The organism is Streptomyces sp. NPDC051913 (genome assembly GCF_044593635.1).
Lineage (GTDB): Bacteria > Actinomycetota > Actinomycetes > Streptomycetales > Streptomycetaceae > Streptomyces.
Window position 1 is genome coordinate 1 of sequence record NZ_JBIUCI010000023.1, and the last position, 24,418, is coordinate 24,418.

Consider the following 24,418-nt stretch of genomic DNA (forward strand, 5'->3'; position numbering starts at 1 on the left):
CCGGCCTCGTCGGCGTCATCCTCATCGCCTGGTCCTTCTGGTCCTCCGTCCGCCGCAACAAGGCACTCGCCGCGGCCGAGGGCGGAACCGGCTCGGACGAGAAGACTGAGGTCTCGTCCGGGGTGTGACACCCCTCGACGTGAGGGAACGCTCTGAGCGGGGCGGCATCGAGGCGACTCCTCGACGCCGCCCCGCCGGTCTTCGTCAGTGCAGATGGACGCGGTCAGTGAGGTGGGGGCGGCAATGGGCTTCTTGGACGGACTCTGGCCCGGACGGGCGGCCGAGTTCGACTCGGGCAGCGCGGCGAGCAACGCGATAGAGCTGACCAAACGGCACGACCGGGTCTCCCTGACCAAGCAGGGCGCGGAGCACGGGCATCTGCGCATCAACCTCGCCTGGCGGATGCGGACGTCCGACATCGGCGGCTCCCAGCGGGAGTCACTGCTGCGCCACCCCTTCAAGGCGCTCAAGCCGCCGGAGGTCATGGGCCACAGCCAGAGCATGGTCAACGTCGACCTCGACCTGGGGTGTCTGTACGAGCTGACGGACGGCTCCAAGGGCGTCGTACAACCCCTCGGCGGACTCTTCGGGGACGTCAACTCACCGCCGTACGTCAAGCTCAGCGGCGACGACCGGTTCGGGTCGGCGTCCGGCGAGACGATCTACGTCAACCTCGACCACCGGGAGTCCATCAAGCGGATCCTGGTGTTCGTCTACATCTACGACCAGACGCCGGCGTTCGACCGGACGCACGCGAGCGTGACGCTGTATCCGAGCAACGGGCCGCGGATCGAGATAGGCCTCGACGAACGGCACCCTCAGGCCCGGTCGTGCGCGGTGGTGATGATCGAGAACGTGAAGGGGGAGATCATCGTCCGGCGTGAGGTGAAGTTCGTGTACGGGTTCCAGGCGGAGCTGGACCGGTTGTACGGGTGGGGACTTCAGTGGGGGCGGGGATATAAGACCAAGGCGGAGCGGTGAGGGTCGCCCAGGAACTCGGGGGTCCTGTTGTTCGGCGGGTGCGGGCCGGTTGTGGTTGCTCGCGCAGTTCCCCGCGCCCCTTAGGGCGTTTCCCCTAGCGGCCGATGAATTGGGGGCCCTGCGGAGGCAGCCGGAAATCCGGGTCCAAGGTTGCCGCTGTCGGCACCGGAGCCTGGGGGTACCCGTACGACGGCTGGCTCGTCGGCTGGGGGTAGCCGTAGGCCGGCTGGGTCGGCGGCGGGGCCTGGGGGTAGCCGTAGGCCGGCTGCTGGGGGACCGCGGTCGGCTGTTCCGGGGGCAGGGGCTGAGAAGTCTCCGGGCTCGGCGCCGGATCCTCCAAGACCTCCGAGTCGTCCACCGAGATGCCGAAATCGCTGGCCAGGCCCTTCAGACCGTCCGAGTAGCCCTCGCCCAGGGCGCGGAACTTCCAGCCGTCGCCGCGGCGGTACAGCTCTCCGCAGATCATCGCCGTCTCGCGGCCGGTCTCCGGCTTGATGTCGAAGTAGGCCAGCGGTTCGCCCTCGGTGACCGCGGCGTCGTACAGCACGATGCTTAGCGCGCGTACGCGGTCGAACGTGACGCCGTCCGCCGATGCGACCAGCAGAATCTGACCGACGCCGGACTCGACACCGGAGAGATCTGTCTGGATCGTGTCGGTGAGGCCCTCGGCGACCCGCTTCTTGCCGAGCCGCCACACCTTCCCGGAAGGGTGCCGGGGCTGGTTGTAGAAGACAAAGTCCTCGTCGGAACGTACGCGACCGTCGGGGCCGAGGAGCAGCGCCGAGGCGTCGACGTCCGGGACCCCCTGCCCGGGCGTCCAGCGCACCACGGCGCGAACCGTGGTGACGTCCAGCGGGACGTTCGACCCCTTCAGCATGGCGTGCGTCATGCGGTCATCCTGCCTTCTCGGTCCTGCTCACGACAACGCGGGGTGGGTGGCTCGAGATGGGTACTCGGCACGGGTGCTCGACAATGGTGTCCCTGCCGATGTCCCCACGGGCGTTACCTGAAATTCATGCCCGACGGGAACCTCTGACATGGCTCGGTACGTACTATTACCGGCCACCTGTTCTCAAAATCCACAGGCTTACCTTGCGCCACGGGGGAGTTTTATGCGTCATTTCGGGCACATCGCCCCTGAGGTGCGACAGCGTCTCTTCCATCGCGAGCCCTGCGCGTTCGACGCGGACTCGCCGGCCCGGCTGCTCTCCGCGGCCCTGGGCGCCACGCTCTACAGTCCGGCCACCCGGCCCCGGCTCGCCGACGACATCGTCAAGCAGACCGGACGCGGCGTGGTCTCGATGGTGCTGTGCCTGGAGGACTCCATCGGTGACGAGGACGTCGCCGCCGGTGAGGAGAACCTGGTCAGGCAGTTCGCCGATCTCGCCGCCCGCGAGGACCTGGAACCGCCCCTGCTCTTCATCCGGGTGCGCACGCCCGAGCAGATCCCCGACCTCGTCCAGCGCCTCGGCGAGACCGTGCGGCTGCTGTCCGGCTTCGTGTTCCCCAAGTTCACCGAGGAACGCGGCATCCCCTTCCTGGAGGCCCTCGCCGTCGCCGAGCACGCGAGCGGCCGCCGTCTCTTCGGCATGCCCGTCCTGGAGACGCCCGAGCTCATGTACCGCGAGTCCCGGGTCGACGCCCTGGAGGGCATCGCCCGCGCCGTCGACAAGTACCGCGACCGCGTCCTCGCGCTGCGCCTAGGCGTCACCGACTTCTGCTCCTCGTACGGCCTGCGCAGAGCCCCCGACATGACGGCCTACGACGTCCAGATCGTCGCCTCCGTCATCGCCGACGTCGTCAACATGCTGGGCCGGGCCGACGGCACCGGCTTCACCGTGACCGGCCCGGTGTGGGAGTACTTCCGCGTCCCCGAACGCATGTTCAAGCCGCAGCTGCGGAACAGTCCCTTCCTGGAGGGGCAGGCGGTGGAACTGCGCGAGAAACTGATAGAGCACGCCATGGACGGGCTGCTGCGGGAGATCTCCCTCGACCACGCCAACGGCCTGCTGGGCAAGACCTGCATCCACCCCTCCCACGTGCCGGCGGTCCACGCGCTGTCCGTCGTCAGCCACGAGGAGTACAGCGACGCGGCCGACATCCTGCGGCCCGAGCGAGGCGGCGGAGGCGTCCTGCGCTCGCAGTACACGAACAAGATGAACGAGGTGAAGCCGCACCGCGCCTGGGCCGAGCGGACCATGCTGCGCGCGGAGGTCTTCGGCGTCGCGAACGAGGACGTCAGCTTCGTCGACCTGCTCGCCGCCGGCATACCCGGCTGAACCCACCTCCACCCAAGGGACGCATGAACAACGCAGTGAACAGCAAGGTGCCGGACACCCTCTGGTCCGGCACCTGGGTCGCCGAGCGCCTCGGGGTCGCACTCGTCGGCGACGAGAGCCTGACCGACCTCCTCGGTCTGGCCCTGCGCCGCAACCCCAAGCGGGCCCACCTCCTCGTCTCCAACGTGCTCGGCAAACACGTACCGCAGTCACCGACGGTGGTGTACGGCCATGGCTTCGCCCTCGGCCGCCGAGTCCGCGACCTGCTCGGCGAGGAGGCGGCCACCGCGGTCGTCCTCGGCTACGCGGAGACGGCGACAGGCCTCGGCCACTCCGTCGCCGACGGCCTCGGCACAGCCCCCTACCTCCACTCCACCCGCCGCCCGGTGGCGGGGGTCGCCCAGGCAGGCGGCTTCGAGGAGTCCCACTCCCACGCGACGTCCCACCTGCTGCTGCCGGAGGATGCCGGACTGCTGGCCGGCGACGGCCCCCTGGTCCTGGTCGACGACGAGTTCTCGACGGGCAACACGGTCCTGAACACGATCAGGGACCTGCACGAGCGGTACCCCCGCGGCCGGTACGTCGTGGTCGCGCTGGTGGACATGCGCTCGCAGGCGGACGCGGGCCGACTGGACGAGTTCGCGCGCGAGATGGACGCGAGGGTGGACCTGGTGGCGGCGGCGTCGGGGAACGTACGGCTGCCGGAAGGGGTGCTGGAGAAGGGCCAACAACTGGTCGCCGAGCACCTGGATGCCCCAGGGGCGCGGGGAACTGCGCGACCAGCCCCCACGCACCCGCACCCGACACACGACCGTGTCGACCTCCACTGGCCCCACGGCCTCCCGGACGGCGGACGCCACGGCTTCACCCCCACCCACCGCACCCGTCTCGAAGCTGCTCTCCCCGAGATGACCGCCCGCCTCGCAGAGGCCATCCCGGCAGACGCCCGCCGCATACACATCCTCGGCTTCGAAGAGCTGATGTACGCCCCCCTGCGCCTCGCCCGCGAACTGGAGCAGGTCGCGGAAGGCACCGAGGTCACCTACTCCACCACCACCCGCTCACCCGTCCTCGCCGTCGACGACCCCGGCTACGCGATACGCAGCCGCATAGTCTTCCCGGCCCACGACACCCCCGCCGACGGCCCCGGCGACCGCTACGCGTACAACATCGCCGGCGCCGGTTTCGACGTGGTCGTCGCCGTGGTCGACTCCACCGCCGACACCCCCGAACTGCACGCCGCCGACGGCCTGTTGGCGAAGCTGGCCGAAACCGCCCCGCACATACTGCTCGCGGTCGTCCCGTCGTACGTCCCCGAAAGGCCCCCCATGCTCCCCGAGCCCCTCCGCGGCCCAGCCTTCTCCTCGTACGCCCCCGACGAGGTCGGCTGGCTGCTCCAGGACCTCTCGGACGTGACACTGGAGGCGCCGACCGAGGAGCGCGAGGAGGCCATCCAGAGCGGCGGCGCGCACTACGCGGAGTCGCTGCCGGTGGAGTACCAGCCCAGCGAGCAGTACCAGCAGCTGTTCCACACGGCCCTGGACGCCTCCGCCGCCCGCCTCGCGCAGGCCGTGGGCGCCGTGACCGAGATCGTCCTCGAAGAGCGCTCACCCCGGCCCGTCCTCGTCTCGCTCGCCCGCGCCGGCACCCCCGTCGGTGTGCTGATGCGCCGCTGGGCCCAGTTCCGGCACGGCCTCGACCTTCCCCACTACGCCGTCTCGATCGTCCGCGGCCGCGGCATCGACGCCAACGCGCTGCGCTGGCTCGCCGCCCACCACGACCCCGCCGACGTCGTCTTCGTCGACGGCTGGACCGGCAAGGGCGCCATCACCCGTGAACTCGCCGACGCCGTCAAGGAGTTCGAGGCGGCGGGCGGCGCCACCGGCTTCGACCCGGAGATCGCCGTCCTCGCCGACCCGGGCTCGTGCGTGCAGACGTACGGCACCCGCGAGGACTTCCTCATCCCCTCCGCCTGCCTCAACTCCACCGTCTCCGGCCTGATCTCCCGCACCGTCCTGCGCGCCGACCTCGTCGGCCCGAACGACTTCCACGGCGCGAAGTTCTACCGCGAACTCGCCGGCGCGGACGTCTCCGTGGACTTCCTGGACGCCGTCTCCGCCACCTTCCCCGAGGTCACCGACACGGTGGACCAGCAGGTCAAGGAGCTGCTCTCCGGCGACCGCGAGCCCACCTGGGAGGGCTGGGCGGCCGTCGAACGCATCAGCGAGGAGTACGGCATCCACGACGTGAACCTCGTCAAGCCCGGCGTCGGCGAGACCACCCGGGTGCTGCTGCGCCGCGTGCCCTGGAAGATCCTCGCGAAGGCCGGCGCGGGCGCCGACCTGGACCACGTAAGGCTGCTGGCCGAGCAGAGAGGCGTACCCGTCGAAGAGGTCGCCGAACTCCCCTACACCTGCGTGGGGTTGATCCACCCCAAGTACACCCGGGGCGCGACCGGCGCCGACGGCAAGGCGGTGGCGGTCTGATGCCGGTGCTGGTGGCGAGCGACCTCGACCGTACCCTCATCTACTCCTCGGCGGCCCTCGCGCTGACCATGCCGGACCCGCGGGCGCCGCGGCTGCTCTGCGTCGAGGTCCACGAGAGCAGACCCCTGTCCTACATGACCGAGACGGCCGCCGGACTGCTGGCCGACCTCGGTGACGCGGCGGTGTTCGTGCCGACGACCACCCGGACCCGTAAGCAGTACCAGCGCATCAACCTGCCGGGCCCGGCACCCACGTACGCCATCTGCGCCAACGGCGGACACCTCCTCGTGGACGGCGTCACCGACGCCGACTGGCACGCCCGCGTCCAGGCACGGCTCGCCGACGAATGCGCGCCGCTGGACGAGGTGCGCGAGCATCTGCTGCGCACCGCCGACCCCGTCTGGGTGCGCAAGCACCGGGTCGCCGAGGACCTCTTCGCCTACCTCGTCGTCGAGCGCGAGCTGCTGCCCGAGGACTGGGTCAAGGAACTCGCGGTCTGGGCGGAGAACCGCGGCTGGACGGTCTCCCTCCAGGGCCGCAAGATCTACGCCGTCCCGAAGCCGCTCACCAAGAGCGCGGCGATGAGGGAGGTCGCCCGCCGGACGGGCGCGGAGCTGACGCTGGCGGCGGGCGACTCGCTGCTCGACGCCGACCTGCTCCTGGCGGCGGACCGGGGCTGGAGGCCGGGCCACGGCGAGCTGGCGGACGAGGCTTTCACAGCACCGACCATCACGGCACTGCCGGAGAGGGGCGTGCTGGCCGGGGAGCGAATCCTCAGGGAGTTCTTGAAGGCAACGAGGCAATAAACGCCCTGTCTTTGTCTTCAGGGGCAACACCCTCCACCGCAGCAGCCGCCGCCCCCTCCTCCCTGGGGCGCCGGCGCTGCGGAACCCCGCGCCGTACCCCCCACCGCAACCGCCGACAACAACTTCACCGTGTCCTCATGCCCCACAGGGCACGTGGCGGGCGCGGACGACTCAGCCATCGGCCGACTCAACTCAAACGTGTCGCCGCAGCTCCGGCAGCGGTACTCATAACGAGGCATGCGCACAGGCTAACCGTCAGTGCGGCCCAGCCCCCCGCTCGTCCCGGATCTGCCCCACCACCCGAGCCACCGACTGCCGCACCGCCTCCGTCTCCGTGAGGAAATGCCAGTAGTCCGGATGCCGCCCCTCCAGCGTGCCGATCGCCCGCTCCAGACGGGCCACCGACTCGTCCAGCGGGCGCGCGTGCCGGGGATCGGGCGTGTTCCGCCCCGACATGGCCAGCCGCTGCGCGTCCCGGATCGCGAACCGCGTCCGGTCGATCTCCTGCTGCGGATCCTTCTGCACGGCGTTCAGCCGGCGCAGCCGGTCACCGGCGGCCGACACGGACTCGTCGGTGGAGTTCAGCAGCGCCCGCACGGTGGACAGCAGCGCCGTCGCGTCCGGCCAGCGCTGCGCGTCCCGCGCGGCGCGCGCCTCGGTGAGCTTCAGCTCGGCCTGCCGTACGTTCTCCACGGCCTGGTCGGGAACCTGCTGGAGGTCCTGCCAGCAGGCCGCCGCGAAACGCCGCCGCAGCTCGCTGAGGACCGGCTCGACCTGACCGGCACGGGTGGTCAGCGCCTGCGCGCGCGTGCGCAGCGAGACCAGCCGGTGGTCGATCTCCGCGGCCTTCTCCGGCAGCCGCTCGGCCTCCACCCGGACCGCTTCGGCCGCACGGGCGACGCGCTCGGCACGCTCCAGGGTCTGCGGGACGCCATGCGCCGCGGCGCCCTGGTTCAGCTTCGTCAGCTCGGGGCCGAGGGCGGCGAGACGGGCGGCGAGGTCGTCGGCCGTCAGCCCCGACTGCCGTACCGCGTCGAGCGCGTTGGACGCCGCCAGCAGCCCCTGCCGGGCCCGCTCCACCGCCGGAGCGAGCCGGGCCAGCTGCGTCTCGGCCTTGCCCAGCAGCGGCCCGAGGCCGTCCGCGAACCGGTCGAGGTCCCGCTTGACCCGGCCCAGCTCGTCCTTGGCGGCGGTCAGCTCGGTGCGCGCGCGGGCCGCGACCGACGCCTCCAGGTCGTCCCGGTCGAGGTCGTGCGCGTCGACCGCGTTGATGTACTGGCTGCTGGCCTCGTCGATGCGCCGGCCCAGCGCCTCGAAGTCGGAGACGGCCCGCCGGGCGGCGGGGGAGTCGTCGACGGCCGTGATGGTCTCTATCGAGATCCGCAGGTCGCGCTGGGCGGTGTCGAGCTCGTAGAACGCGGCCGCGGCGGCGTCCTTCGCGGCCTGCGCCTCGGCCCGCTGGCCCTCGGCCCGGCCGCCGAACCAGCGCCGGGTGCCGCCGCCGGCGAACGCGGCGGGCAGGGCGAGGGCGGCGACGAGCGGCAGGGCGAGAAGGGTGAGGGTGTCGCGCAGCGCGTGAGGCGCGCGTGGCACCGACGGCGAGTGCGGCTGTGCCGGCGAGTGCGGCTGCGCTGGTGTCGCCGTCACATCCCTCTCCCGTGCTGTCATCCGTCCGGCCCGGTGTCATTCTCCCACCGGTTAAGGACGAACACACGGGCCCGTTAGTTCGCGGTCCTGACGGTGACTTTGCCGTCGCCGGTGTGCGCGGATATGACGTGCGAGCTGGACTCGTCGCGCGGGACGGAGACATCCACCCCGCCGTCGCCGGTCTGCGTCGTGACGCGATAGGCCGCCTCGGGCAGCTCGACGGTCACGGATCCGTCCCCGCTCCGGGACTCCACCAGGTCCGGTACGGCGCCCAGTTCGAGATGCACGGACCCGTCCCCGGTCCGGGTCTGCACCCTGCGGGAGGTGACCTCCGCGCGCACGGACCCGTCCCCGGTCCTCAGGTCGAGCGGACCGCTGGAGTCGGTGACATGGACGGACCCGTCACCGGTACTGATGCTCAGCGCGGTCTCGAACCCCTTGGCCCGCACGCTCCCGTCCCCGTCCTCCACCTTCACGGCGACCCCGCGCGGCACCTCGATCCGATGCTTGGCCGCGCAGTCGGCGACCACGCCGGTGCAGTGCATCCGCAGCTTCAGCCGGTCGTCCTTCATGGACCAGGTCACCTCGGGGTCCTTGCCCAGCGCGACGGTCCCCTGGAACCACCGCGTGACCTCGACCGTCCCCGCCTTGGCGTCGTCGTCGACGACTATCTCCAGCGCGGAGTCGTCGGAGTCGACGGTGAGGGTGTCCCCGCGCAGCGCGAAGCCCCGCTGGTCAGGATCCTTGTCGTCCCCCGCGGAAGCCCCGCACGCACTGACGACCCCGACGAGCGCGACGGCCCCGGCGGCGAGAACCACGCGGGCGGTGACGGAACGGGCCATGAGAATCTCCCCCTGAACGGACCGATGAGACCCCGCGCCGAACCCGACGCCGAGCCACTTCGACCGTACGGCCCGGACGCCCACCGCCGTATCCGGGAACCTCCCGGATACGCCCGGGGGAAAACCCCCGGAAGAACCCTGACGCGGCGCGGCGGCGGCCCTGACGTCCGGTTCCTGGGATACGGGTTTGCGGGACAGGGCCCCGGGCAATGTAGGCTGTCGACTCGTCCTGGGCGCATCGGCTCGGGGTGCGGGTGCGTAGCTCAGGGGTAGAGCGCCTGCCTTACAAGCAGGATGTCGGCGGTTCGAAACCGTCCGCGCCCACCGGTTTTGACGTAGAGACCCCGGCCTGTCGTGGCCGGGGTCTTCTTCGTTCTGTCAGGCCGGGCGGTCCTGTGTGTGCTTCAGGTTCGTCCGGGCGTCGACCCGGTCCGCCGCCGCGACCTCCGCCCAGAAGCGGTGGCCGCTGATGAAGACGGCGAGTTCGTGTTCGCGTTGGCGGAGCTTTTCCACCTCGGCCTGTTCGTCGGGTGTCCAGCCGGGGGAGGCGGGGCGTTCCACCTTGCGCCAGCCGGCGGTGTCGCTGAATCCGTCCAGGGGCTCGACCGACCAGGGCAGCCGTTTGAGCAGGGCCGAGAGCTCGGCCCTGACCTGATGCAGCTCCTCCTGACCGGCGAGGAGGTCACTCGGAAAGTCATAGGTCGTAGCCACGGCGCAATGCTACGCCTGTTCGATTTAGGGGTGCGAGTTTCTTGGGGTGGTTCATGCGAACGGGTTGTGGGGGTCCTTCCGTCCGCCTGTGGGAGGGTGGGGCGGGTGATGCGTTCCGTTGGGCTGACCTACTGGGACAGCCCCTTCGTCAACTTCCGGGACTTCGCCTTTTCCGAGGCCGGCGGGCATGGGTATCGGTGGGTGCAGGTCAAGCGTTTCCGGCTGCCGGCCGAGCCGGCCGGTGACCGTGAGCTGCTCGCCGGACTGATCGCGCACCCCGAGTTCCGGGATCTCTACGACGGCTCCGGCATCTGGCAGGAGTCGCGGCACGGGCGGTGGTGGGCGGACCGGATCGGACCGGAGGCGTATGTGCCGGTCGACGCGGAGGCCGCGGTCGGTGTCGTCCGGGAGTGGGCCGGTGGGCTCGGGCCGGTGCCCGACGCCCTCGACGAGCGGCTGGACGAGGCGGTCTACGAGCCCGTCCGGCGGGCCACCGGCCGCTACGTCCTCGGAGAGCTCCCCGAGGACGCCCGGCACGACCACGTACCCGTCCACATCGAGTTCCACGAACTCGTCCTCGTCGACCGGACCCTCGGCGTTCTCTCCCTCGTGGTCGCGGCCGACGACTGATCGCGGCGCTGCCTAGTGACCGGCGGCCCGTACCTCCCGTACCAGGCGGGCCGTCACCGGCGCCGGTACCCCGGAGCGTTCCGCCGCGCGGAGCAACGCCCCGCCGATCGCGTCGAGTTCGAGGGGGCGGCCCGCCTCGGCGTCGCGCTGCATGGAGGACCTGGTCTGCGGGGGGAAGGCGTCGTAGCGGGAGAGGGCGGCGGCCGGGTCCGCCGGGCCGCCCGCCGCTCGGCTGATCGCGGCCGTCTCCTCGACCAGGGCGGTCAACTCGTCGCGGTGGGTCGTGCGCACCTCGCCCAGCGGCACCCCGTATCGCGTGGTCAGCAGGGCCAGCGGGGCGAGGAAGGACATCTTCGCCCACAGCGCCGACGTCTCGTCCGGCAGGACGCGGGTCGTCGGGCCCGCGGCGCCGAGCACGTCGGCCAGCGACGACAGGCGTTCCTTCGCCACCCCGTCCCCCGTCAGGTCGATCTCGGCGAACGGGCTGCCGTGCTCGATCTCGCCCGGCGCCACCCGGGTCGACTCCACCCGGATCACCGCCGGGGCCACCAGATCGGCGCGGTAGCGGGCGCGCAACGCCTCCGGGTGCTCCACACCGTTGAGGAACGGGACGAGGAGCGCGTCGCCCAGTGCCTGCGGCGGGACACGGTCCAGGGCCGCGTCCAGCGTCGTGTGCTTGACGGCGACCAGGCAGACGTCCACCGGTGTGCGCAGCGCGGTGTCCGCCTCGACCTCGGCCGTGAAGTCGCCGAACACTCCGCTGCGGACCCGGACCCCGGTCGTGCGCAGGGTCTGGGCCGTCTCCTCGCCGGCCAGGCAGATCACCCGGTGCCCGGCCCGGGCCAGCAGCCCGGCGAGCAGGCCGCCGATGCCGCCGGGGCCGAGCACCGCCACGGTGAGCCGGTCGCTGTCGTGGCGCTGGTCGTCGTACGTCATGACGTGAAGTCCCTTCTCCGGTCGGCCCCTTGGACGGTGGCCGCCTCGGAAGGATCATCGCAGACGGGTCGATGACCTAGGGCAGGCGCACGCTCGACCCCGGCTCCAGCAGGTGCAGTCGGTCCGTCAGGCCCGCCTCCGCGAAGGCCTTGGTCAGGGTCGGGCCGTCCTGGGTGAGTGGCCCCAGTGCTCGAAGTGCAGGGGTACGACGTGCCGGGCGCCGAGCAGGGTCGCCGCCTGCGCCGCCTGTTCGCTGGTCAGGGTGAGGGTCGCGTCCGGCACGAGGGGGGTGCGGGCGGCTCCCGCGAAGAGGATCGCCACGTCGACGGGGCCCTCGCGGTCGGCGATCTCCCGGACCAGGTCCAGGTCGGCGTTGTCGCCGCTGACGTACACCTTCGGCAGGCCGGGGCCGGACAGGACGAAGCCGGTGACCTCGCCGACGAGGGGTTCGGAGCCCTTGGGGCCGTGCAGGGCGGGGACGGCGGTGACGCGGACGTCGCCGACCTCGGTGTGTTCCCAGGCGGGGAGGGCTCGGACGGGGGCGCCGAGTCGGTCGTGCGCCGAGGGCGTGGAGAGGACCAGGGGTGCCGACGTCACCAGCGTGCGGCCGGCTGTGTCGAGGTTGTCCGGGTGGTGGTCGTGGGAGAGCAGGACGGCGTCCACCGGGGGGAGGTCGGACGGCCGCAGCGCGGGGCCGGTGGTCTTCACCAGCTTGCGGGTGCCGACGGTGTACTCGCCGGGCGCGTCGAAGGTGGGGTCGGTCAGCAGACGGATCCCGCCGAGGGTGATCAGGGAGGTCGGGCCGCCGACGTATTGGATCTCCACAGTGGTCATGTTCTGCACAATCCGGTGGAGGGCCCGCGCTATTCCTCGCGCCGGGCGACACTTGAGGCATGTGCCGCAGCATCAAGACCCTTCGCCCGCCCGTGTTGCCCGAGGAGGCGACCGAGGAGGAGATCCGGGCCGCCGCTCTCCAGTACGTGCGGAAGGTGTCCGGGTTCCGGGCGCCCGCCGCGCACAACCAGGAGGTGTTCGACCGTGCGGTCGAGGTGATCGCCGAGGCCACGGCCGAGTTGCTGGCCGGCCTGGAAGTGCGCGGGGCCGCGCGGAGGGCCGGGTAGTCGCACGGGCCGGCGGCGCGTGGAAGGTCGGGGGTTACGCGGGCTGGCGGCGCATCACGTACGCCGCTCCGGCGCCCGCGCCGAACAGGGCCAGTACGGACACGCCGGTCGCCAGCCAGGTCGTGCCGAGCCACTGGGCGCCGTAGTAGCCGAGGGCGACGCTGTACGCCGCCCAGGCCAGGCCCGCGAGGGCGGACCAGGGCAGGAACTCGCGGATGCGGCGGTGTGCGGCGCCCGCGACGAAGGAGACGACCGAGCGGCCGGCGGGGGCGAAGCGGGCCACCACGACCAGGGCGCCGCCACCGCGTGCGAGGGCGGCGCCGAGACGTTCCTGCGCGGTGGTCAGCCGGCGGGAGCGGGCGATGGCGCGGTCGAGGCGGTCGCCGCCGCGCCAGGCCAGGCGGTACGCCACCAGGTCGCCGAGGACGGAGGCGGTGGCGGCGCACAGGGTGAGGAGCAGGATGTCGGGGACGTCGGCCGGGACCTTGCCCGCCGCTGTGCCCGCGGCCGCCGCGGTGGCCGCCGTGATGACGAGGACGCCGCTGGGCAGGACCGGAAGGAACACGTCGAGCAGGACCGACGCGGCCACCAGCGCGTAGATCCATGGGCTGCCGGTCAGCGCGCCCATACTCCCGAAATTCTCGAACACCGTCACTCCCCGTTTTCCCCCGTAACAGCCATACAGCGTACGCGTGGGGTGTGACAGGAGGTTCATGGGGGGCTCGCGTGTCCCGTAGTGCGGGAGGAGGGGGCACCATTGCTGACATACGTGAGAAACGGGGCGGACCATGGTGGCAGGAATGTGTGTGGGTGCGGTCGCCGCGGCTGTGTTCGCGGCCGGTGCCGCGGGCACCCACGGCTACGAGATGCGGACGGACGCGCGGTTCGCGCCGCCTACCGCCTTCGTCCGCTCGGCCGCGGTGACGTACGACATGGCGCTCGTCCCGGCGGCCTCGTGGATCGAGGTGGGGCAGCGCAGTGCGGAACGCGGGCCGACGACCGTGACGCTGAAGGTGACCGGCTTCGTGCCCGGTCACGCGTACGGCGTCCAGGTGCACCGGAAGCCGTGCGGTGCCGACCCGGCCGCCGCGGGCGGGGCGTACCAGCACGAACCGGCCGCGGCGACGGAGCGCGGCGACGCCGACAACGAGGTGTGGCTCGACTTCACCGCCGACGCGCAGGGCTCCGGCGAGGCCGCTGCCCGGCACGACTGGGGGTTCCGGCAGGGGGAGGCGTCCTCGGTGGTCCTTCATGACGCGCCGGGCACGGAGGGCGCGCGCGTGGCCTGCTTCACGGTGCCGTTCGGGTGGACGACGGTCTGAGGGATCCAGGAGAGCGGGACGGCGCCCGTCCCGGGTGGGGAGGGCGCCGTCGTGGGGTGGTGCGGGGCGGTTCAGGCCGCCACGGGGGTCTGCTTCGCGGCGGGGCGCTCGGTGGTGGCCGATGTGCGCTTCCGGCTGAACAGCCGGTCGAGGCCGAAGGCGCCGGAGCCGGTGAACACCAGCAGCAGAAGGGCCCAGCAGAACATCGCCGAGGCCTCGCCGCCGTTCTCCATCGGCCACAGGGCGGCGGGCTGGTGGACCTTGAAGTACGCGTAGGCCATGGAGCCCGAGGCGATGAACGCGGCGGCACGGGTGCCGAGGCCGAGCAGGACGAGGGAGCCGCCGACGAGCTGGATCACGGCCGCGTACCAGCCGGGCCAGGTGCCGGCGGGGATGCTGTCGCCGCCGAGGAGGCCGAAGAGCGAGGCGGCGCCGTGGCAGGCGAAGAGCAGTCCGACGACGATGCGGAACAGGCCGAGGGCGTACGGCTGGGCGCTGTTGAGGCGTCCGGTCATGGGGGGTACTCCTACGGTCGGACCGGTCCGTGGGGAGGACCGGCGTGGGGGACGGAACCGTTCGAGCACTCCACGGTAGGCGCGCCTAATCAATGCTTGCAAGTTCAACATCTAGCCATGAGTTTGCTTCCGCTTGGGATTCCGTTTCGCTCGAAGCCGCACGTAGAGCGGTCCGTAGCGCCTCTCTCGCCACCGCGTCCGCATCCGAAAGCGTGACCGAATCCACACCTGGCCGGGCGCCCGCCGCGGTCACCCAGTGCACTCCCTCCGTCGGCACGCCGAAGGCGAACCGCCTTGTGTGGGCCGTCCCTTGACGGTCCATCAAATAATACGGGCGCGCGGTGACGTCGAGTCCGCCGGTCTCGTAACCGTCGACCGTGTGCGGCCGGCACTGCCCGGTCTCCAGCAGCCGGGCGAGCAGGGGGTCGGCGGTGCGTCGAACGTCCGCTTCCGGTAGCCGTGCCTCTATGAGGGTCGTCACGGAGACGGCGGACCCGGGGATGTCGGGGGAGCGTGCCACCCATGCCCCCTCCCGCTCCGTGACCTCCAGCCGCGGCCCCACCACCTCCACCACGCCCGCCTCCATCAGCGCCACCAGCTCCTCGACACGGCGGCGGGGCGGGCCGATGGAGAGGAAGGCGTTGAGCGGGGTGTACCAGCGGTCCAGATGGTCGCGGCGCGAGACGCCGGTGAGGCCGCCGTGGTCGACGATCAGACGGAGTTCGTTGCGCAGGTCGCGCAGCACGTCGAGGGCCGCCTTGAGGGGGCCGTCCACATTGCCGAGGGCGGCCTGCGCGGCGTCCTCGCGCAGGTGTGCGAGGAGCCAGTTCCGCCACTGGCCGGGGTGGGCGAAACCGCTGCCCGCGTAAGGCCGGGAGACACGGTCCCAGCTCCAGCGCTCGGCGTCCGGAACGGCGAACTCGTCCAGGATCAGGGCCTCTTGGGGGTCGCCGTGCGGGACGGCGAGGAAGCGGTCGGCGAAGTCGGGGTGCCGGGTCAGGGCCGCGTAGTAGACCGTCTCCACCTCCTTGGCGGCGAGCGGCCATATCTCCGCGAGGAAGTCGGGTGCCTCGCCCGAGTCGGCGCGTTTGCGGAAGCCCGCTATGACCTCCGGGGTCAGGACGAGCGGCGTGTGCCGGCCGTACGGGCCCTTCGCGTTGTCGCCGCGCGCCTGGTACGGGATGCCGCGCCGGGAGCCCGCGTGGAGACGGGGTTCGCGGCCGGAGGGGAGGTAGCGCAGGCCCTGGGGGCCGGTGTCGAAGCGTCCGCCGCGTCCGGTCGTCAACAGGGCCATGTGGTCGAAGAAGTTGAGGCCGAGGCCGCGCAACAGCACGGGTTCGCCGGGGGAGATGGTGGAGAGGTCGACGTCGGCCGGATTGGCGGGCGGGATGTGGCGCAGACCGTGGCGTGCGGCGTACGCCGTGAGGCGCGCCTCCTCGGCGGTGGCGAGCGTGGGGAGATGGCCCTGGGTGAGGACGACGGCGGTGAGGCCGGTCAAGGTCCGGCCGTCGTCCAGGGTGAGGGTCTGCCGGCCGTCGGCGGTGTCGTCGAGGCGGGTCGCGCGGGCCGTGTGGGTCCGCACGCGCACGGCGGGCGGGGCCTCGCGGACGGTGCGGGCGAACACCCACTCCAGGTAGCGGCCGTAGTGGGCGCGGGTCGGGTACGCGTCCGGGCCCAGCTCGCCGGCCGACCATTCGTACAGGCTGGGGCCGGGCCGGATCGGCCCCGAGCAGTCCACGCTGTCGTCGGTGAACAGGGTCACCTGGCAGGCGACCGTGTTCATCAGCAGCTCGGGCGACTGCGAGGTGCGCCAGACGCTTCCGGCGCCGGGTGGCGCGGGGTCGACGAGATGCACGGTCAACTCGGCGCCGCGTGGCAGGAGTTCGGGGGCCGAGGCGCACAGCCGCTCCAGGACACTGGTGCCTCGTGGTCCGGCGCCGACCACGGCGAGGGAGAGGGACGACGGTTCCGCGGCGGACGATGCCGGTGCAGACAAAAGGGTGACTCCCGGGCGTGTGGGGCGCTGGGCGGGTGGTCGGCCGCTGGAAGCGGACGGTCCGCCTCATCATGCCGTGCGCTCACCCGGGCGTGAGTACCGAGTCCACACCCTTCCGTGAGTACCGAGTCCTCACCCCTCCGTGAGTACCGAGTCCGTCACCGTCCTCAACTCGCCCTTGGGCCGCGCCTGTTCCAGCCGCAGCCGCGCCGAACGCCCCCGCAGTGTCAGTGTCATGAGCTGGTTGCCGAACCACGGGCCGCCCGTGCGCCGCCAGTCCACCGAAGGGCGGGGGCAGCCGCCGTGGCCCGCGAAACGGCGGCCCAGGACCCGGGCCGCCGCGCTCCAGCCGAAGCGGAAACCGAGGCGTATGGAGAGCGGGATGGAGTTGTGGACCGGCGAGCAGGTCAGTTGCAGCACCCGGGCGTCCGGGCCGCCGTCGGCCGCGGGCCAGGCCGGCTCGGCCACGTACGCGTGGTGCACGTCCCCGGAGAGCACCAGCACCGTCGCCGGCGCCCCCGGCCCGGAGCCCGCCTCGGCGATCAGACCGGCCAGCGCGTCGAAGGACGCCGGGAACGCCGCCCAGTGCTCCAGATCCGCCCGGCGCCGCAGATCCTCCCCGAACCGCGCCCAGCGCGCCCCGCGGTCACCCCGGCACAGGGCCGCGCTCCACGCCTCGGCGTGGTGCACGAGGTGCGGAAGCAGCCAGGGCAGGGAGGTGCCGAGGAGGAGATGGTCGTACGACTCCTTGTCGGCGAGGACCTGTTCACGCAGCCAGGCCGCCTCCCCGGGGTCGAGCATCGCCCGGTGCTCCTCGTCCAGGACGCGGGCCGCGCGGGTGTCCACCATCAGCAGCCGAACCCGGCCGAAGTCGCGCCGGTAACTCCAGCGCACCGAGGCGGGATCGGCGTCGGCCTCGCAGGCGAAGGCGCGCAACGCGTCGGTGCCGTCCGGGGTTCGGCGGACGGCGGCGTGGAGCGGGTCGGCGGCGAGTTCGGCCGGGGACAGGTTCCCGAGGTGCTGGTGCACCCAGTACGACATCAGACCGCTCAGCAGCCGTTCCCGCCACCACGGGGTGGCCCGCATGTCCTCCACCCAGGCGGCCGAGGTGTTCCAGTCGTCGATCACGTCATGATCGTCGAAGATCTGACAACTGGGCACGGTGGACAGCAGCCAGCGGATCTCCGGGTCGAGCCAGGACTCGTAATAGAGGCGCGTGTACTCCTCGTAGTCCGCGACCTGGCTGCCCGGCGGGTCGCCGAGATCGCGGCGGGCGGCGAGCCAGCGGCGGGTGGCGGGGGAGGTCTCGTCGGCGTAGACCTGGTCGCCCAACAGCACGAGCACGTCCGGGCGTTCACCGTCCGGGTCGGCCGCGATCCGGGCCGCGAGGGTGTCCAGCGCGTCCGGGCCCTTGGGGTCCTTCTCGCCGTCCGGCGGGGCGGCCCAGCGGCAGGAGCCGAAGCTGACGCGGACGGTGTCGCCCTCGGCGGAGGTGCGGATCACCGACTCCGGGAACGGGGAGCCGGGCAGCGGCCACACCCGGGTGCCGTCCAGGAACACCTCGTACGCCGTCGAAGTCCCGGGTGTCAGGCCGGTCACCGGGATCAGCGCGTAGTGGTGGCCCGCGATCTGGAAGGTGCGGTCCTGCCCGCGGGTGCCGTCCGCGCAGCGCACCTCTGCGGTGCACGGACGGCTCGCCTCGACCCAGATGGTCGCCGACGAGCCGTCGGCGTACCTCAGCAGCGGTCCCAACCGAAGTTCGGCCACGTGATCCTCCTCCGTCGCCCCGTACGGTACGGAACGACGGGGGAGCTTGGGGAGGGTCGGGATCAGCAGGCGCTCAGGTAGCTGGTGAGCGCGCTCTTCTCGGCGGAGTCGACCGAGAGGCCGTAGTAGTACTTCACCTGGACCCAGGCGCGGACGTAGGTGCAGCGGTACGAGGTGACCGACGGCATCCACTCGGCCGGGTCCTGGTCGCTCTTGGACTGGTTGACGTTGTCGGTGACCGCGATGAGCTGGGGGCGGGTGATGTCGTTGGCGAAGCCCTGGCGCTGCGCGGTGGTCCAGGCGCTCGCGCCCGAGTCCCAGGCCTCGGCGAGCGGGACCAGGTGGTCGATGTCGAGGTCGGAGGCGGCGGTCCAGGTGGCGCCGTCGTACGGGGAGTACCAGCTGCCGCTGGTGGCGGTGCAGGCGGAGTTGGTGACGACGTTGGAGCCGTCCCGCTTGAGGATGTACTCCCGGGTGTTGCAGGTGCCGCTGATGGTGATCCACGTCGGGAACAGGTCCCGGTCGTAACCGGTGCGGTTCTCGGTGGCCACGGTGAGCGAGGCGAGGTAGGTGCGGGCGGTGGCGGCGCTGACCGGCGTCGGGAGGGCGGCGGAGGCGGTCGGACCGTTGAAAAGTCCGACCGAGGCTATGAGACCGGTGAACGCCGCGAGTATGCTCAGCCGTCGACGCGCGTAGAACTTCGGCATGCGAACTCCCTGGGGGTGTGGGGGTGTTGAGGCGTGCGGGCGAAGGAATGCTCGCCGCGCCGTGTTGCGGGGAGATGTGCGTTGGGTGAGAAGTTAATGACGCGTACATGACATGACAAGCTTTGCGGCGAAACGATCTCGTATGATTGACGGAGTTGAAGGGGAGTAGCTCTTCGCCGGACCGTCGACATACTGCTCAGCTCGTCTGAGCCGGCGCCCGGAGGCGGGTCCCTTGTGGACCTCGCCAGCGAGACCTTCGGCAAGCAGTGCACTGACCGTGTGCTGCCATGCCGAGGTGTCGTTTTGCGGTAACACTCTCGGTGGGGCAGCCCGACCGATTGAGGAACCTTGATCAGCTTCACCGTGACGGCCGTCGTCTTCGGCGTCGTCTTCCTTGCCGAGCTCCCGGACAAGACCGCCCTCGCCGGGCTGGTGCTCGGCACCCGGTACCGCGCGTCCTACGTCTTCGCCGGGGTCGCCGCCGCCTTCGCCCTGCATGTCGCGCTCGCCGTCGCGGCCGGCAGCGTGCTCACGCTGCTGCCGCAGCAGATCGTGCACGCGATCACCGGTGTGCTGTTCCTGGGTGGAGCGGCCGTCCTGCTGCGCAACAAGGACGAGGACGACGAGGAGATCCGCAAGCCCGAGAACCAGTCCTTCTGGAAGGTCGCCGGGGCCGGGTTCATGCTCATCCTCGTCGCCGAGTTCGGTGACCTGACGCAGATCATGACCGCGAATCTCGCCGCCCGCTACGACGACCCGCTCTCCGTCGGCCTGGGCGCCGTGCTCGCCCTCTGGGCCGTGGCCGGGCTCGGCATCGTCGGCGGAAAGGCCCTGATGAAGCGGGTGCCGCTGGCGCTCATCACCAAGATCGCGGCCGTGCTGATGCTGGCGCTCGGGGTGTGGAGCCTGTGGGAGGCCGTGAGCGCGTGAGCTGAACGCCGGGTGAACTGTTCCGGGAGACGGTGGCGGGATCATGGTCGCGTTTTGTACCGTAGAGAAACAAAGTGGCTCCCGTCCGTTTTCCCTGACCGGCGGGCGGGGCCGCCTTGTCCCGCCGGGCGACCCCCGGCTCCCCCTCCCGCGTACTGGAGCTGCCGATGACGGCCACCGCCGTGCCCACCGTGCTCACCGCCCGTGCCCTGCTGCTGGACATGGACGGCACCCTCGTGAACTCCGACGTCGTCGTCGAACGCTGCTGGCGGCGCTGGGCCGAGCGGCACGGGCTGGACGGCGACGAGGTCATGAAGGTCGTCCACGGGCGGCAGGGGTACGCCTCCATGGCGCTGCTGCTGCCCGACCGGCCCATGGCGCAGAACCACGCCGACAACGCGCGCATGCTCGCCGAGGAGACCGCCGACATGGACGGCGTGGTCGCCATCCCCGGCGCGGAGGCCTTCCTCGCCTCGCTGGCCGGGGTGCCGCACGCCCTGGTGACCTCCGCCGACGTCGCCCTGTCCACCGCCCGGATGGCCGCGGCGGGGCTCGCCCTGCCCGAGGTGCGGATCACCGCGGAGAGCGTCGGCGCGAGCAAGCCCGACCCCGAGGGGTTCCTGAAGGGCGCCGCCGAACTCGGTGTGGCGCCCTCGGAGTGCGTCGTCTTCGAGGACTCCGGGGCGGGGATCGCGGCGGGGCGCGCCGCGGGGATGCAGGTGGTGGGGGTCGGGCCGCGGGCCGACTTCCATGAGCCGGATGTGGTGGTGCGGGACCTTGCGCAGGTGCGGGTGGAGGCTTTGGGGGATGGGCGGGTTCGGCTCTATATCGGGTGAGGGGGCCGGGGGCGGAGCCGGGGCTGAGGCCGGGGGCGGGTGGTTCGGCCCTTGGGTCGCGTGGTGGGGCCGGTGTCGCGGGCCGGGTGGCTCGGCCTCGGGTTGCGTGGTGGGGCCGGGCCGGGGGTCGGGTGGTTCGGCCTTGGGTTGCGTGGCGCTTTTGGGCCGGGGGTCGGGTGGCTCGGCCTTGGGTCGCCTGGCGGGGCTGAGGTCCGGCGGGCGGGTGGTTGGGCCTTGGGTTGCGTGGCGGGGCCGGGCTGGGGGTCGGGTGGCTCGGCTTTGGGGCGCGAGGCGGGGCTGAGGTCGGGCGGGCGGCTGGTTGGACCTTGGGTCGCGTGGCGGGGCCGGGCCGGAGGTCGGGTGGCTCGGCCGCGGGTCGTGTGGCGGGGTCGGCGTCGCGGGTCGGGTGGTTCGGCTTTTGGGGTGCGTGGCGGGGCTGCGGGCGGGTGGTTGGACCTTGGGTTGCGTGGCGGGGCTGGGCCAGGGGTCGGGTGGCTCGGCCTTGGGTCGCGTGGCGGGGTTGAGGCCGGGTGGTCCGCCTCGGGTTGCGTGGCGGGGTCGGTGTCGCGGGGCGGGTGGTTCGGCCTCGGGTCGTGTGGCGGGGCTGAGGTCGGGGGTTACGGCTCTGTTGTTTCCGACTCCAGCGTTTCCCTGGTCGCCAGGTCGTAGACGCCGTACTCCGTCACCTGGATGCCCCGTGCCCACTGGTAGCGGGTGACCGCGTCCTCGACGCCCTCGTTGTAGTGGCCGCTCGCCTTCCTCGGGTAGAGGTTCAGCTGGGTCAGGCGCAGCTCCAGTTCCACCACCTCGTCACCCTGGGAGCCCCGGCGCAGTACGGGCGGGGTGCTCTCCCGGGACGTGCTGGAGTTGTCCGCCGTGTCGGTGGGGGCGGCGCTTGTCGTGGTCGCCGTGGGCTTCTCGGAGGGTGACGACGGGGTCGGGGAGGCGCTGGAGCGGGACGGCGACGGGGACGGGGACTCCGACGCGCTCACGCTCGCGGACGGGGACGCCGAGGTCGGCCCGGCCGATGTCGTGCTGGTCGACGGGGACGCCTGCGCCGAGCTGGTCGACGCGTCCGGGACGCTCGCCCTGATCTCCTCGGGAAGCGCGGTGTCGCGCTGCGGGGAGTCGTACGAGAGCAGGCCGCTCGCCAGGCCCGCCGCCGCGATCACCGCCACGAGGGCGGCGGCCGAGGCCAGGATCAGGGTGCGGCGGTGGGGTGTGCGGTTACGGGGGCGGGGCTCGGTGGGGGTGCCCTCGTGCGGCGGAGCGTTCTCGAAGAGGCTCAGGTCCGTGGTGCTGGGCGGGGGTGGGACGGATATCGGGCGCAACCGCATCGTCGCGTCGGGGGGCGCGGCGAGGGTGGGGGCGGGGGCCTCGGGGCTCTCGCCGTCCAGGTCGACGTACGGGCGTATGCGCAGCGGATCGAAGTCCTCCGCTGCCGCCTGTTCCGCCTCGCGCGCGTCGCGCAGGGCGTCGGACGCCCGCCGTGTGCACCCGCAGGACGGGGTGTTGTCGGCCCCCCTGGGTGCCCCGCACTCCGGGCACAGGTGGCCCTTCGACTCCGTCATGTGTTCGTCCCTCCCCTCGCGAACTCCAGAGATTATGCAGACCTTCTTCACACCCGTCTCCCGCCAACCCCCGGAACAACGGCTTCCAACAGGACTCGACAGGCCATAAGTGGTCACACCGACCACGATGGAGTCGTAACGAGTCTCACGGGAGGTCTTCATGGCCGCGGATGCGGACGCTATGACGGGAGATGTGCGGGACGCGCGAGAGGAGCACGTGCCCGGGAACGTCCTCGTGTCGATCGGGGCGTTGCTTCTCGGGATGCTGCTCGCCGCGCTGGACCAGACGATCGTGTCGACCGCGCTGCCGACCATCGTCAGTGACCTGGGCGGCCTGGAGCATCTGTCGTGGGTCGTCACCGCGTATCTGCTCGCCTCCACGGCCGCGACCCCGCTGTGGGGCAAACTCGGCGACCAGTACGGCCGCAAGAGGCTGTTCCAGACCGCGATCGTGATCTTTCTGATCGGGTCGGCGCTGTGCGGGATGGCACAGAACATGCCCCAACTCATCGCGTTCCGGGCGCTTCAGGGGCTCGGGGGCGGTGGGCTCATGGTGCTGTCCATGGCCATCGTCGGCGACCTCGTACCGCCGCGGGAACGCGGGCGCTACCAAGGGCTGTTCGGTGCGGTGTTCGGGGCGACGAGTGTGCTCGGGCCGCTGCTGGGCGGGGTGTTCACCGAGCATCTGAGCTGGCGGTGGGTGTTCTACGTCAACCTTCCGGTGGGTGTGGTCGCGCTTGCCGTCATCGCTGCCGTGCTGCGGATTCCGCGCAAGCCGACCCACCATGTCATCGACTATCTGGGGACGTTGCTGATCGCCTCGGTCGCCACGTGTCTCGTGCTCGTCGCGTCCCTCGGTGGCACCACGTGGGGCTGGGGGTCGCCGCAGATCATCGGGCTGGCCGTGCTCGGGGTCGTGCTGGGTGTCGCCTTCGTGGCGGTGGAGCGGCGGGCCGTGGAGCCTGTGCTGCCGTTGAAGCTGTTCCGCATCCGGACGTTCGCGTTGTCCGCGGTGATCAGCTTTGTCGTCGGGTTCGCCATGTTCGGTGCCATGACCTATCTGCCCACGTTCCTCCAGGTCGTGCAGGGCGTCTCGCCGACCATGTCCGGTGTGCACATGCTGCCGATGGTGTTCGGGCTGCTGCTGTCGTCGACCGCGTCCGGGCAGATCGTCAGCCGCACCGGGCGGTGGAAGGTGTTCCCGATCGCGGGCACCGCGGTCACCACGATCGGGCTGCTGCTGCTCCACCGGCTCGACGAGGGCAGTTCCACATGGGTCATGAGCAGCTACTTCTTCGTGTTCGGGTTGGGGCTCGGGCTGGTCATGCAGGTGCTGGTGCTCATCGTGCAGAACGCGGTGTCGTACGAGGACCTCGGCGTCGCCACGTCCGGGGCGACGTTCTTCCGGTCGATCGGGGCGTCGTTCGGGGTGGCCATCTTCGGCACGGTGTTCACGAACCGGCTCGGGGACAAGCTGGCGGACGCGTTCGCAGGAGGGCAGTTGCCGGGTGGGGTGACCGTGGAGGGGCTGGAGGCCGATCCGCGGGACATCGCGAATCTGCCGGCGGCGCTGCGGCCGGCGGCGCTGCACGCGTACGCCTCGTCGATCACGGATGTCTTCCTGTACGCGGCGCCTGTGGCCCTGTTGGGGTTCGTGCTGGCCTGGTTCCTCAAGGAGGACCGGCTGCGGGCGTCGGTCACCGCGCCGGACGTGACGGAGACGCTGGCCAGCAATCCGGTGGAACGGTCGTCCTACGACGAGGTGTGCCGGGCGTTGTCGGTGCTCGGGACGCGCGAGGGGCGGCGGGAGATCTATCGGACGATCACTGATCGGGCGGGGTACGACCTGTTGCCCGGGGCGAGTTGGCTGCTGCTGCGGATCAACAAGTACGGGTCGGTGGAGCCAGGGGCGCTCGCCGCGGGGAGTTCTGTGCCGTTGCAGGTCGTCATCGCCGCGGCCCGGCAGGTGGAGGAGCGGCGGCTGGCGGTGCGGTCGGGGGTGGATCTGGTGCTGACCGCGGAGGGGGTGGCGGTCGCGGAGCGGCTCGCGGCGGCTCGGGAGGAGTCGTTGGCGGAGCTGCTGGGGGACTGGTGGGGGGCTGACCGGCCTACCGATCTGGTCCAGTTGGTGGGCGAGTTGACCGCGGAACTGTGCGGCTCGGACCGGGAGCAGCCGCAGGGCGGGGCGGCGGCGGCCGTGGCTGGGGGCGGGTGAGCCGTCGGGCGGCGCGGGTGCGGGTGCGGTGTGGGTGCGTTGTGGGTCGGGGCCGCGCCGGGGGGTGTCCGTCCTCGGAACGGCGCGGAATCGGTCCTCGACAAGGGGCACCCGTGCTGA

22 protein-coding genes, 1 tRNA gene and 1 pseudogene are annotated in these 24,418 nt (G+C 71.6%); 11 read left to right on the forward strand and 13 right to left on the reverse strand.

Annotated elements, in window-relative coordinates; translation table 11 throughout:
- The first annotated feature begins 243 nt into the window (after window positions 1–243).
- Window positions 244–981: a Tellurium resistance gene (locus tag ACIHIX_RS41815; RefSeq protein ID WP_399965804.1), complete on the forward strand. Its 738-nt coding sequence runs from the start codon at window positions 244–246 to the stop codon at window positions 979–981.
- A 94-nt stretch (window positions 982–1,075) separates the two neighbouring features.
- On the opposite strand, the gene ACIHIX_RS41820 is transcribed toward ACIHIX_RS41815, so the two are convergent.
- Window positions 1,076–1,870, reverse strand: a complete 795-nt coding sequence (locus ACIHIX_RS41820) for a TerD family protein (protein WP_399965805.1) — start codon at window positions 1,868–1,870, stop codon at window positions 1,076–1,078.
- Between the two features lie 223 nt (window positions 1,871–2,093).
- Between ACIHIX_RS41820 and ACIHIX_RS41825 the strand changes: the two genes are divergently transcribed.
- From ACIHIX_RS41825 to ACIHIX_RS41835, 3 genes are read left to right on the forward strand one after another with little or no spacing between them, the layout of a single operon-like run.
- Window positions 2,094–3,260, forward strand: coding sequence for an HpcH/HpaI aldolase/citrate lyase family protein (locus ACIHIX_RS41825; RefSeq protein ID WP_399965806.1), 1,167 nt, complete (start codon window positions 2,094–2,096; stop codon window positions 3,258–3,260).
- A 23-nt stretch (window positions 3,261–3,283) separates the two neighbouring features.
- A complete protein-coding gene (locus ACIHIX_RS41830) occupies window positions 3,284–5,746 on the forward strand; it encodes a phosphoribosyltransferase (RefSeq protein WP_399965807.1) in 2,463 nt (820 codons plus the stop codon).
- On the forward strand, window positions 5,746–6,552 hold the full coding sequence (locus ACIHIX_RS41835; protein ID WP_399965808.1) for an HAD family hydrolase: 807 nt from the start codon (window positions 5,746–5,748) through the stop codon (window positions 6,550–6,552). The genes ACIHIX_RS41830 and ACIHIX_RS41835 overlap by 1 nt, the downstream gene beginning before the upstream one ends.
- Window positions 6,553–6,569: 17 nt before the next feature.
- Here ACIHIX_RS41835 and ACIHIX_RS41840 read toward each other — a convergent pair whose 3' ends face one another.
- From ACIHIX_RS41840 to ACIHIX_RS41850, 3 genes are all read right to left on the reverse strand, one after another.
- Window positions 6,570–6,791, reverse strand: coding sequence for a zinc ribbon domain-containing protein (locus tag ACIHIX_RS41840; protein WP_399965809.1), 222 nt, complete (start codon window positions 6,789–6,791; stop codon window positions 6,570–6,572).
- Between the two features lie 16 nt (window positions 6,792–6,807).
- Entirely contained in the window at window positions 6,808–8,199 is a 1,392-nt protein-coding gene (locus tag ACIHIX_RS41845; protein ID WP_399965810.1) for a hypothetical protein, read from the reverse strand.
- A gap of 74 nt (window positions 8,200–8,273) precedes the next feature.
- On the reverse strand, window positions 8,274–9,041 hold the full coding sequence (locus ACIHIX_RS41850) for a DUF4097 family beta strand repeat-containing protein (RefSeq protein WP_399965811.1): 768 nt from the start codon (window positions 9,039–9,041) through the stop codon (window positions 8,274–8,276).
- A 252-nt stretch (window positions 9,042–9,293) separates the two neighbouring features.
- Here ACIHIX_RS41850 and ACIHIX_RS41855 point away from each other — a divergent pair.
- Window positions 9,294–9,365 (forward strand) — tRNA-Val (locus ACIHIX_RS41855).
- A 54-nt stretch (window positions 9,366–9,419) separates the two neighbouring features.
- Here ACIHIX_RS41855 and ACIHIX_RS41860 read toward each other — a convergent pair.
- Window positions 9,420–9,752: a hypothetical protein gene (locus tag ACIHIX_RS41860; protein WP_399965812.1), complete on the reverse strand. Its 333-nt coding sequence runs from the start codon at window positions 9,750–9,752 to the stop codon at window positions 9,420–9,422.
- A gap of 108 nt (window positions 9,753–9,860) precedes the next feature.
- Here ACIHIX_RS41860 and ACIHIX_RS41865 point away from each other — a divergent pair, with 108 nt between their 5' ends.
- Window positions 9,861–10,382: a hypothetical protein gene (locus ACIHIX_RS41865; protein ID WP_399965813.1), complete on the forward strand. Its 522-nt coding sequence runs from the start codon at window positions 9,861–9,863 to the stop codon at window positions 10,380–10,382.
- 12 nt (window positions 10,383–10,394) lie between these two features.
- Here ACIHIX_RS41865 and ACIHIX_RS41870 read toward each other — a convergent pair whose 3' ends face one another.
- Together ACIHIX_RS41870 and ACIHIX_RS41875 are read right to left on the reverse strand one after the other, a co-directional pair.
- Window positions 10,395–11,318: a ketopantoate reductase family protein gene (locus tag ACIHIX_RS41870; RefSeq protein ID WP_399965814.1), complete on the reverse strand. Its 924-nt coding sequence runs from the start codon at window positions 11,316–11,318 to the stop codon at window positions 10,395–10,397.
- Window positions 11,319–11,394: 76 nt separating this feature from the next.
- Window positions 11,395–12,152: pseudogene (locus ACIHIX_RS41875) on the reverse strand (MBL fold metallo-hydrolase).
- Between the two features lie 59 nt (window positions 12,153–12,211).
- On the opposite strand from ACIHIX_RS41875, the gene ACIHIX_RS41880 reads away from it, so the two are divergent.
- Complete coding sequence (locus ACIHIX_RS41880; protein WP_399965815.1) at window positions 12,212–12,439, forward strand: DUF2277 domain-containing protein; 228 nt, start codon at window positions 12,212–12,214, stop codon at window positions 12,437–12,439.
- 34 nt (window positions 12,440–12,473) lie between these two features.
- On the opposite strand, the gene ACIHIX_RS41885 is transcribed toward ACIHIX_RS41880, so the two are convergent.
- On the reverse strand, window positions 12,474–13,067 hold the full coding sequence (locus ACIHIX_RS41885; protein WP_399965932.1) for a DedA family protein: 594 nt from the start codon (window positions 13,065–13,067) through the stop codon (window positions 12,474–12,476).
- Between the two features lie 160 nt (window positions 13,068–13,227).
- On the opposite strand from ACIHIX_RS41885, the gene ACIHIX_RS41890 reads away from it, so the two are divergent.
- Entirely contained in the window at window positions 13,228–13,761 is a 534-nt protein-coding gene (locus ACIHIX_RS41890; RefSeq protein WP_399965816.1) for a superoxide dismutase family protein, read from the forward strand.
- Window positions 13,762–13,832: 71 nt separating this feature from the next.
- Here the strand turns inward: ACIHIX_RS41890 and ACIHIX_RS41895 are convergent, their stop codons facing one another.
- From ACIHIX_RS41895 to ACIHIX_RS41910, 4 genes are all read right to left on the reverse strand, one after another.
- On the reverse strand, window positions 13,833–14,276 hold the full coding sequence (locus ACIHIX_RS41895) for a DoxX family protein (RefSeq protein WP_399965817.1): 444 nt from the start codon (window positions 14,274–14,276) through the stop codon (window positions 13,833–13,835).
- 85 nt (window positions 14,277–14,361) lie between these two features.
- The gene (locus tag ACIHIX_RS41900) at window positions 14,362–16,272 is read right to left on the reverse strand and encodes an FAD/NAD(P)-binding protein (protein WP_399965818.1); all 1,911 of its coding nucleotides are present in this window, start codon (window positions 16,270–16,272) and stop codon (window positions 14,362–14,364) included.
- Window positions 16,273–16,404: 132 nt separating this feature from the next.
- On the reverse strand, window positions 16,405–18,039 hold the full coding sequence (locus ACIHIX_RS41905) for an alkaline phosphatase D family protein (protein ID WP_399965819.1): 1,635 nt from the start codon (window positions 18,037–18,039) through the stop codon (window positions 16,405–16,407).
- A gap of 62 nt (window positions 18,040–18,101) precedes the next feature.
- Window positions 18,102–18,746 (reverse strand): HNH endonuclease family protein, encoded by a 645-nt coding sequence (locus ACIHIX_RS41910; protein WP_399965820.1) that lies wholly within the window; start codon window positions 18,744–18,746, stop codon window positions 18,102–18,104.
- A 348-nt stretch (window positions 18,747–19,094) separates the two neighbouring features.
- Here ACIHIX_RS41910 and ACIHIX_RS41915 point away from each other — a divergent pair, with 348 nt between their 5' ends.
- The gene (locus ACIHIX_RS41915) at window positions 19,095–19,676 is read left to right on the forward strand and encodes a TMEM165/GDT1 family protein (RefSeq protein ID WP_399965821.1); all 582 of its coding nucleotides are present in this window, start codon (window positions 19,095–19,097) and stop codon (window positions 19,674–19,676) included.
- A 167-nt stretch (window positions 19,677–19,843) separates the two neighbouring features.
- A complete protein-coding gene (locus tag ACIHIX_RS41920) occupies window positions 19,844–20,512 on the forward strand; it encodes an HAD-IA family hydrolase (RefSeq protein ID WP_399965822.1) in 669 nt (222 codons plus the stop codon).
- Window positions 20,513–21,129: 617 nt separating this feature from the next.
- Here ACIHIX_RS41920 and ACIHIX_RS41925 read toward each other — a convergent pair.
- The gene (locus ACIHIX_RS41925; protein WP_399965823.1) at window positions 21,130–22,083 is read right to left on the reverse strand and encodes a peptidoglycan-binding domain-containing protein; all 954 of its coding nucleotides are present in this window, start codon (window positions 22,081–22,083) and stop codon (window positions 21,130–21,132) included.
- A 160-nt stretch (window positions 22,084–22,243) separates the two neighbouring features.
- Between ACIHIX_RS41925 and ACIHIX_RS41930 the strand changes: the two genes are divergently transcribed.
- The gene (locus tag ACIHIX_RS41930; RefSeq protein ID WP_399965824.1) at window positions 22,244–24,298 is read left to right on the forward strand and encodes a DHA2 family efflux MFS transporter permease subunit; all 2,055 of its coding nucleotides are present in this window, start codon (window positions 22,244–22,246) and stop codon (window positions 24,296–24,298) included.
- The last annotated feature ends 120 nt before the right edge of the window (window positions 24,299–24,418 follow it).

Coding starts and splice junctions, on each gene's coding strand:
- ACIHIX_RS41815 (WP_399965804.1), top strand. CDS start 244: ATGGGCTTCTTGGACGGACTCTGGCCCGGACGGGCGGCCGAGTTCGAC.
- ACIHIX_RS41820 (WP_399965805.1), bottom strand. CDS start 1,870: ATGACGCACGCCATGCTGAAGGGGTCGAACGTCCCGCTGGACGTCACC.
- ACIHIX_RS41825 (WP_399965806.1), top strand. CDS start 2,094: ATGCGTCATTTCGGGCACATCGCCCCTGAGGTGCGACAGCGTCTCTTC.
- ACIHIX_RS41830 (WP_399965807.1), top strand. CDS start 3,284: ATGAACAACGCAGTGAACAGCAAGGTGCCGGACACCCTCTGGTCCGGC.
- ACIHIX_RS41835 (WP_399965808.1), top strand. CDS start 5,746: ATGCCGGTGCTGGTGGCGAGCGACCTCGACCGTACCCTCATCTACTCC.
- ACIHIX_RS41840 (WP_399965809.1), bottom strand. CDS start 6,791: ATGCCTCGTTATGAGTACCGCTGCCGGAGCTGCGGCGACACGTTTGAG.
- ACIHIX_RS41850 (WP_399965811.1), bottom strand. CDS start 9,041: ATGGCCCGTTCCGTCACCGCCCGCGTGGTTCTCGCCGCCGGGGCCGTC.
- ACIHIX_RS41865 (WP_399965813.1), top strand. CDS start 9,861: ATGCGTTCCGTTGGGCTGACCTACTGGGACAGCCCCTTCGTCAACTTC.
- ACIHIX_RS41870 (WP_399965814.1), bottom strand. CDS start 11,318: ATGACGTACGACGACCAGCGCCACGACAGCGACCGGCTCACCGTGGCG.
- ACIHIX_RS41880 (WP_399965815.1), top strand. CDS start 12,212: ATGTGCCGCAGCATCAAGACCCTTCGCCCGCCCGTGTTGCCCGAGGAG.
- ACIHIX_RS41885 (WP_399965932.1), bottom strand. CDS start 13,067: ATGGGCGCGCTGACCGGCAGCCCATGGATCTACGCGCTGGTGGCCGCG.
- ACIHIX_RS41890 (WP_399965816.1), top strand. CDS start 13,228: ATGGTGGCAGGAATGTGTGTGGGTGCGGTCGCCGCGGCTGTGTTCGCG.
- ACIHIX_RS41895 (WP_399965817.1), bottom strand. CDS start 14,276: ATGACCGGACGCCTCAACAGCGCCCAGCCGTACGCCCTCGGCCTGTTC.
- ACIHIX_RS41910 (WP_399965820.1), bottom strand. CDS start 18,746: ATGCCGAAGTTCTACGCGCGTCGACGGCTGAGCATACTCGCGGCGTTC.
- ACIHIX_RS41920 (WP_399965822.1), top strand. CDS start 19,844: ATGACGGCCACCGCCGTGCCCACCGTGCTCACCGCCCGTGCCCTGCTG.
- ACIHIX_RS41925 (WP_399965823.1), bottom strand. CDS start 22,083: ATGACGGAGTCGAAGGGCCACCTGTGCCCGGAGTGCGGGGCACCCAGG.
- ACIHIX_RS41930 (WP_399965824.1), top strand. CDS start 22,244: ATGGCCGCGGATGCGGACGCTATGACGGGAGATGTGCGGGACGCGCGA.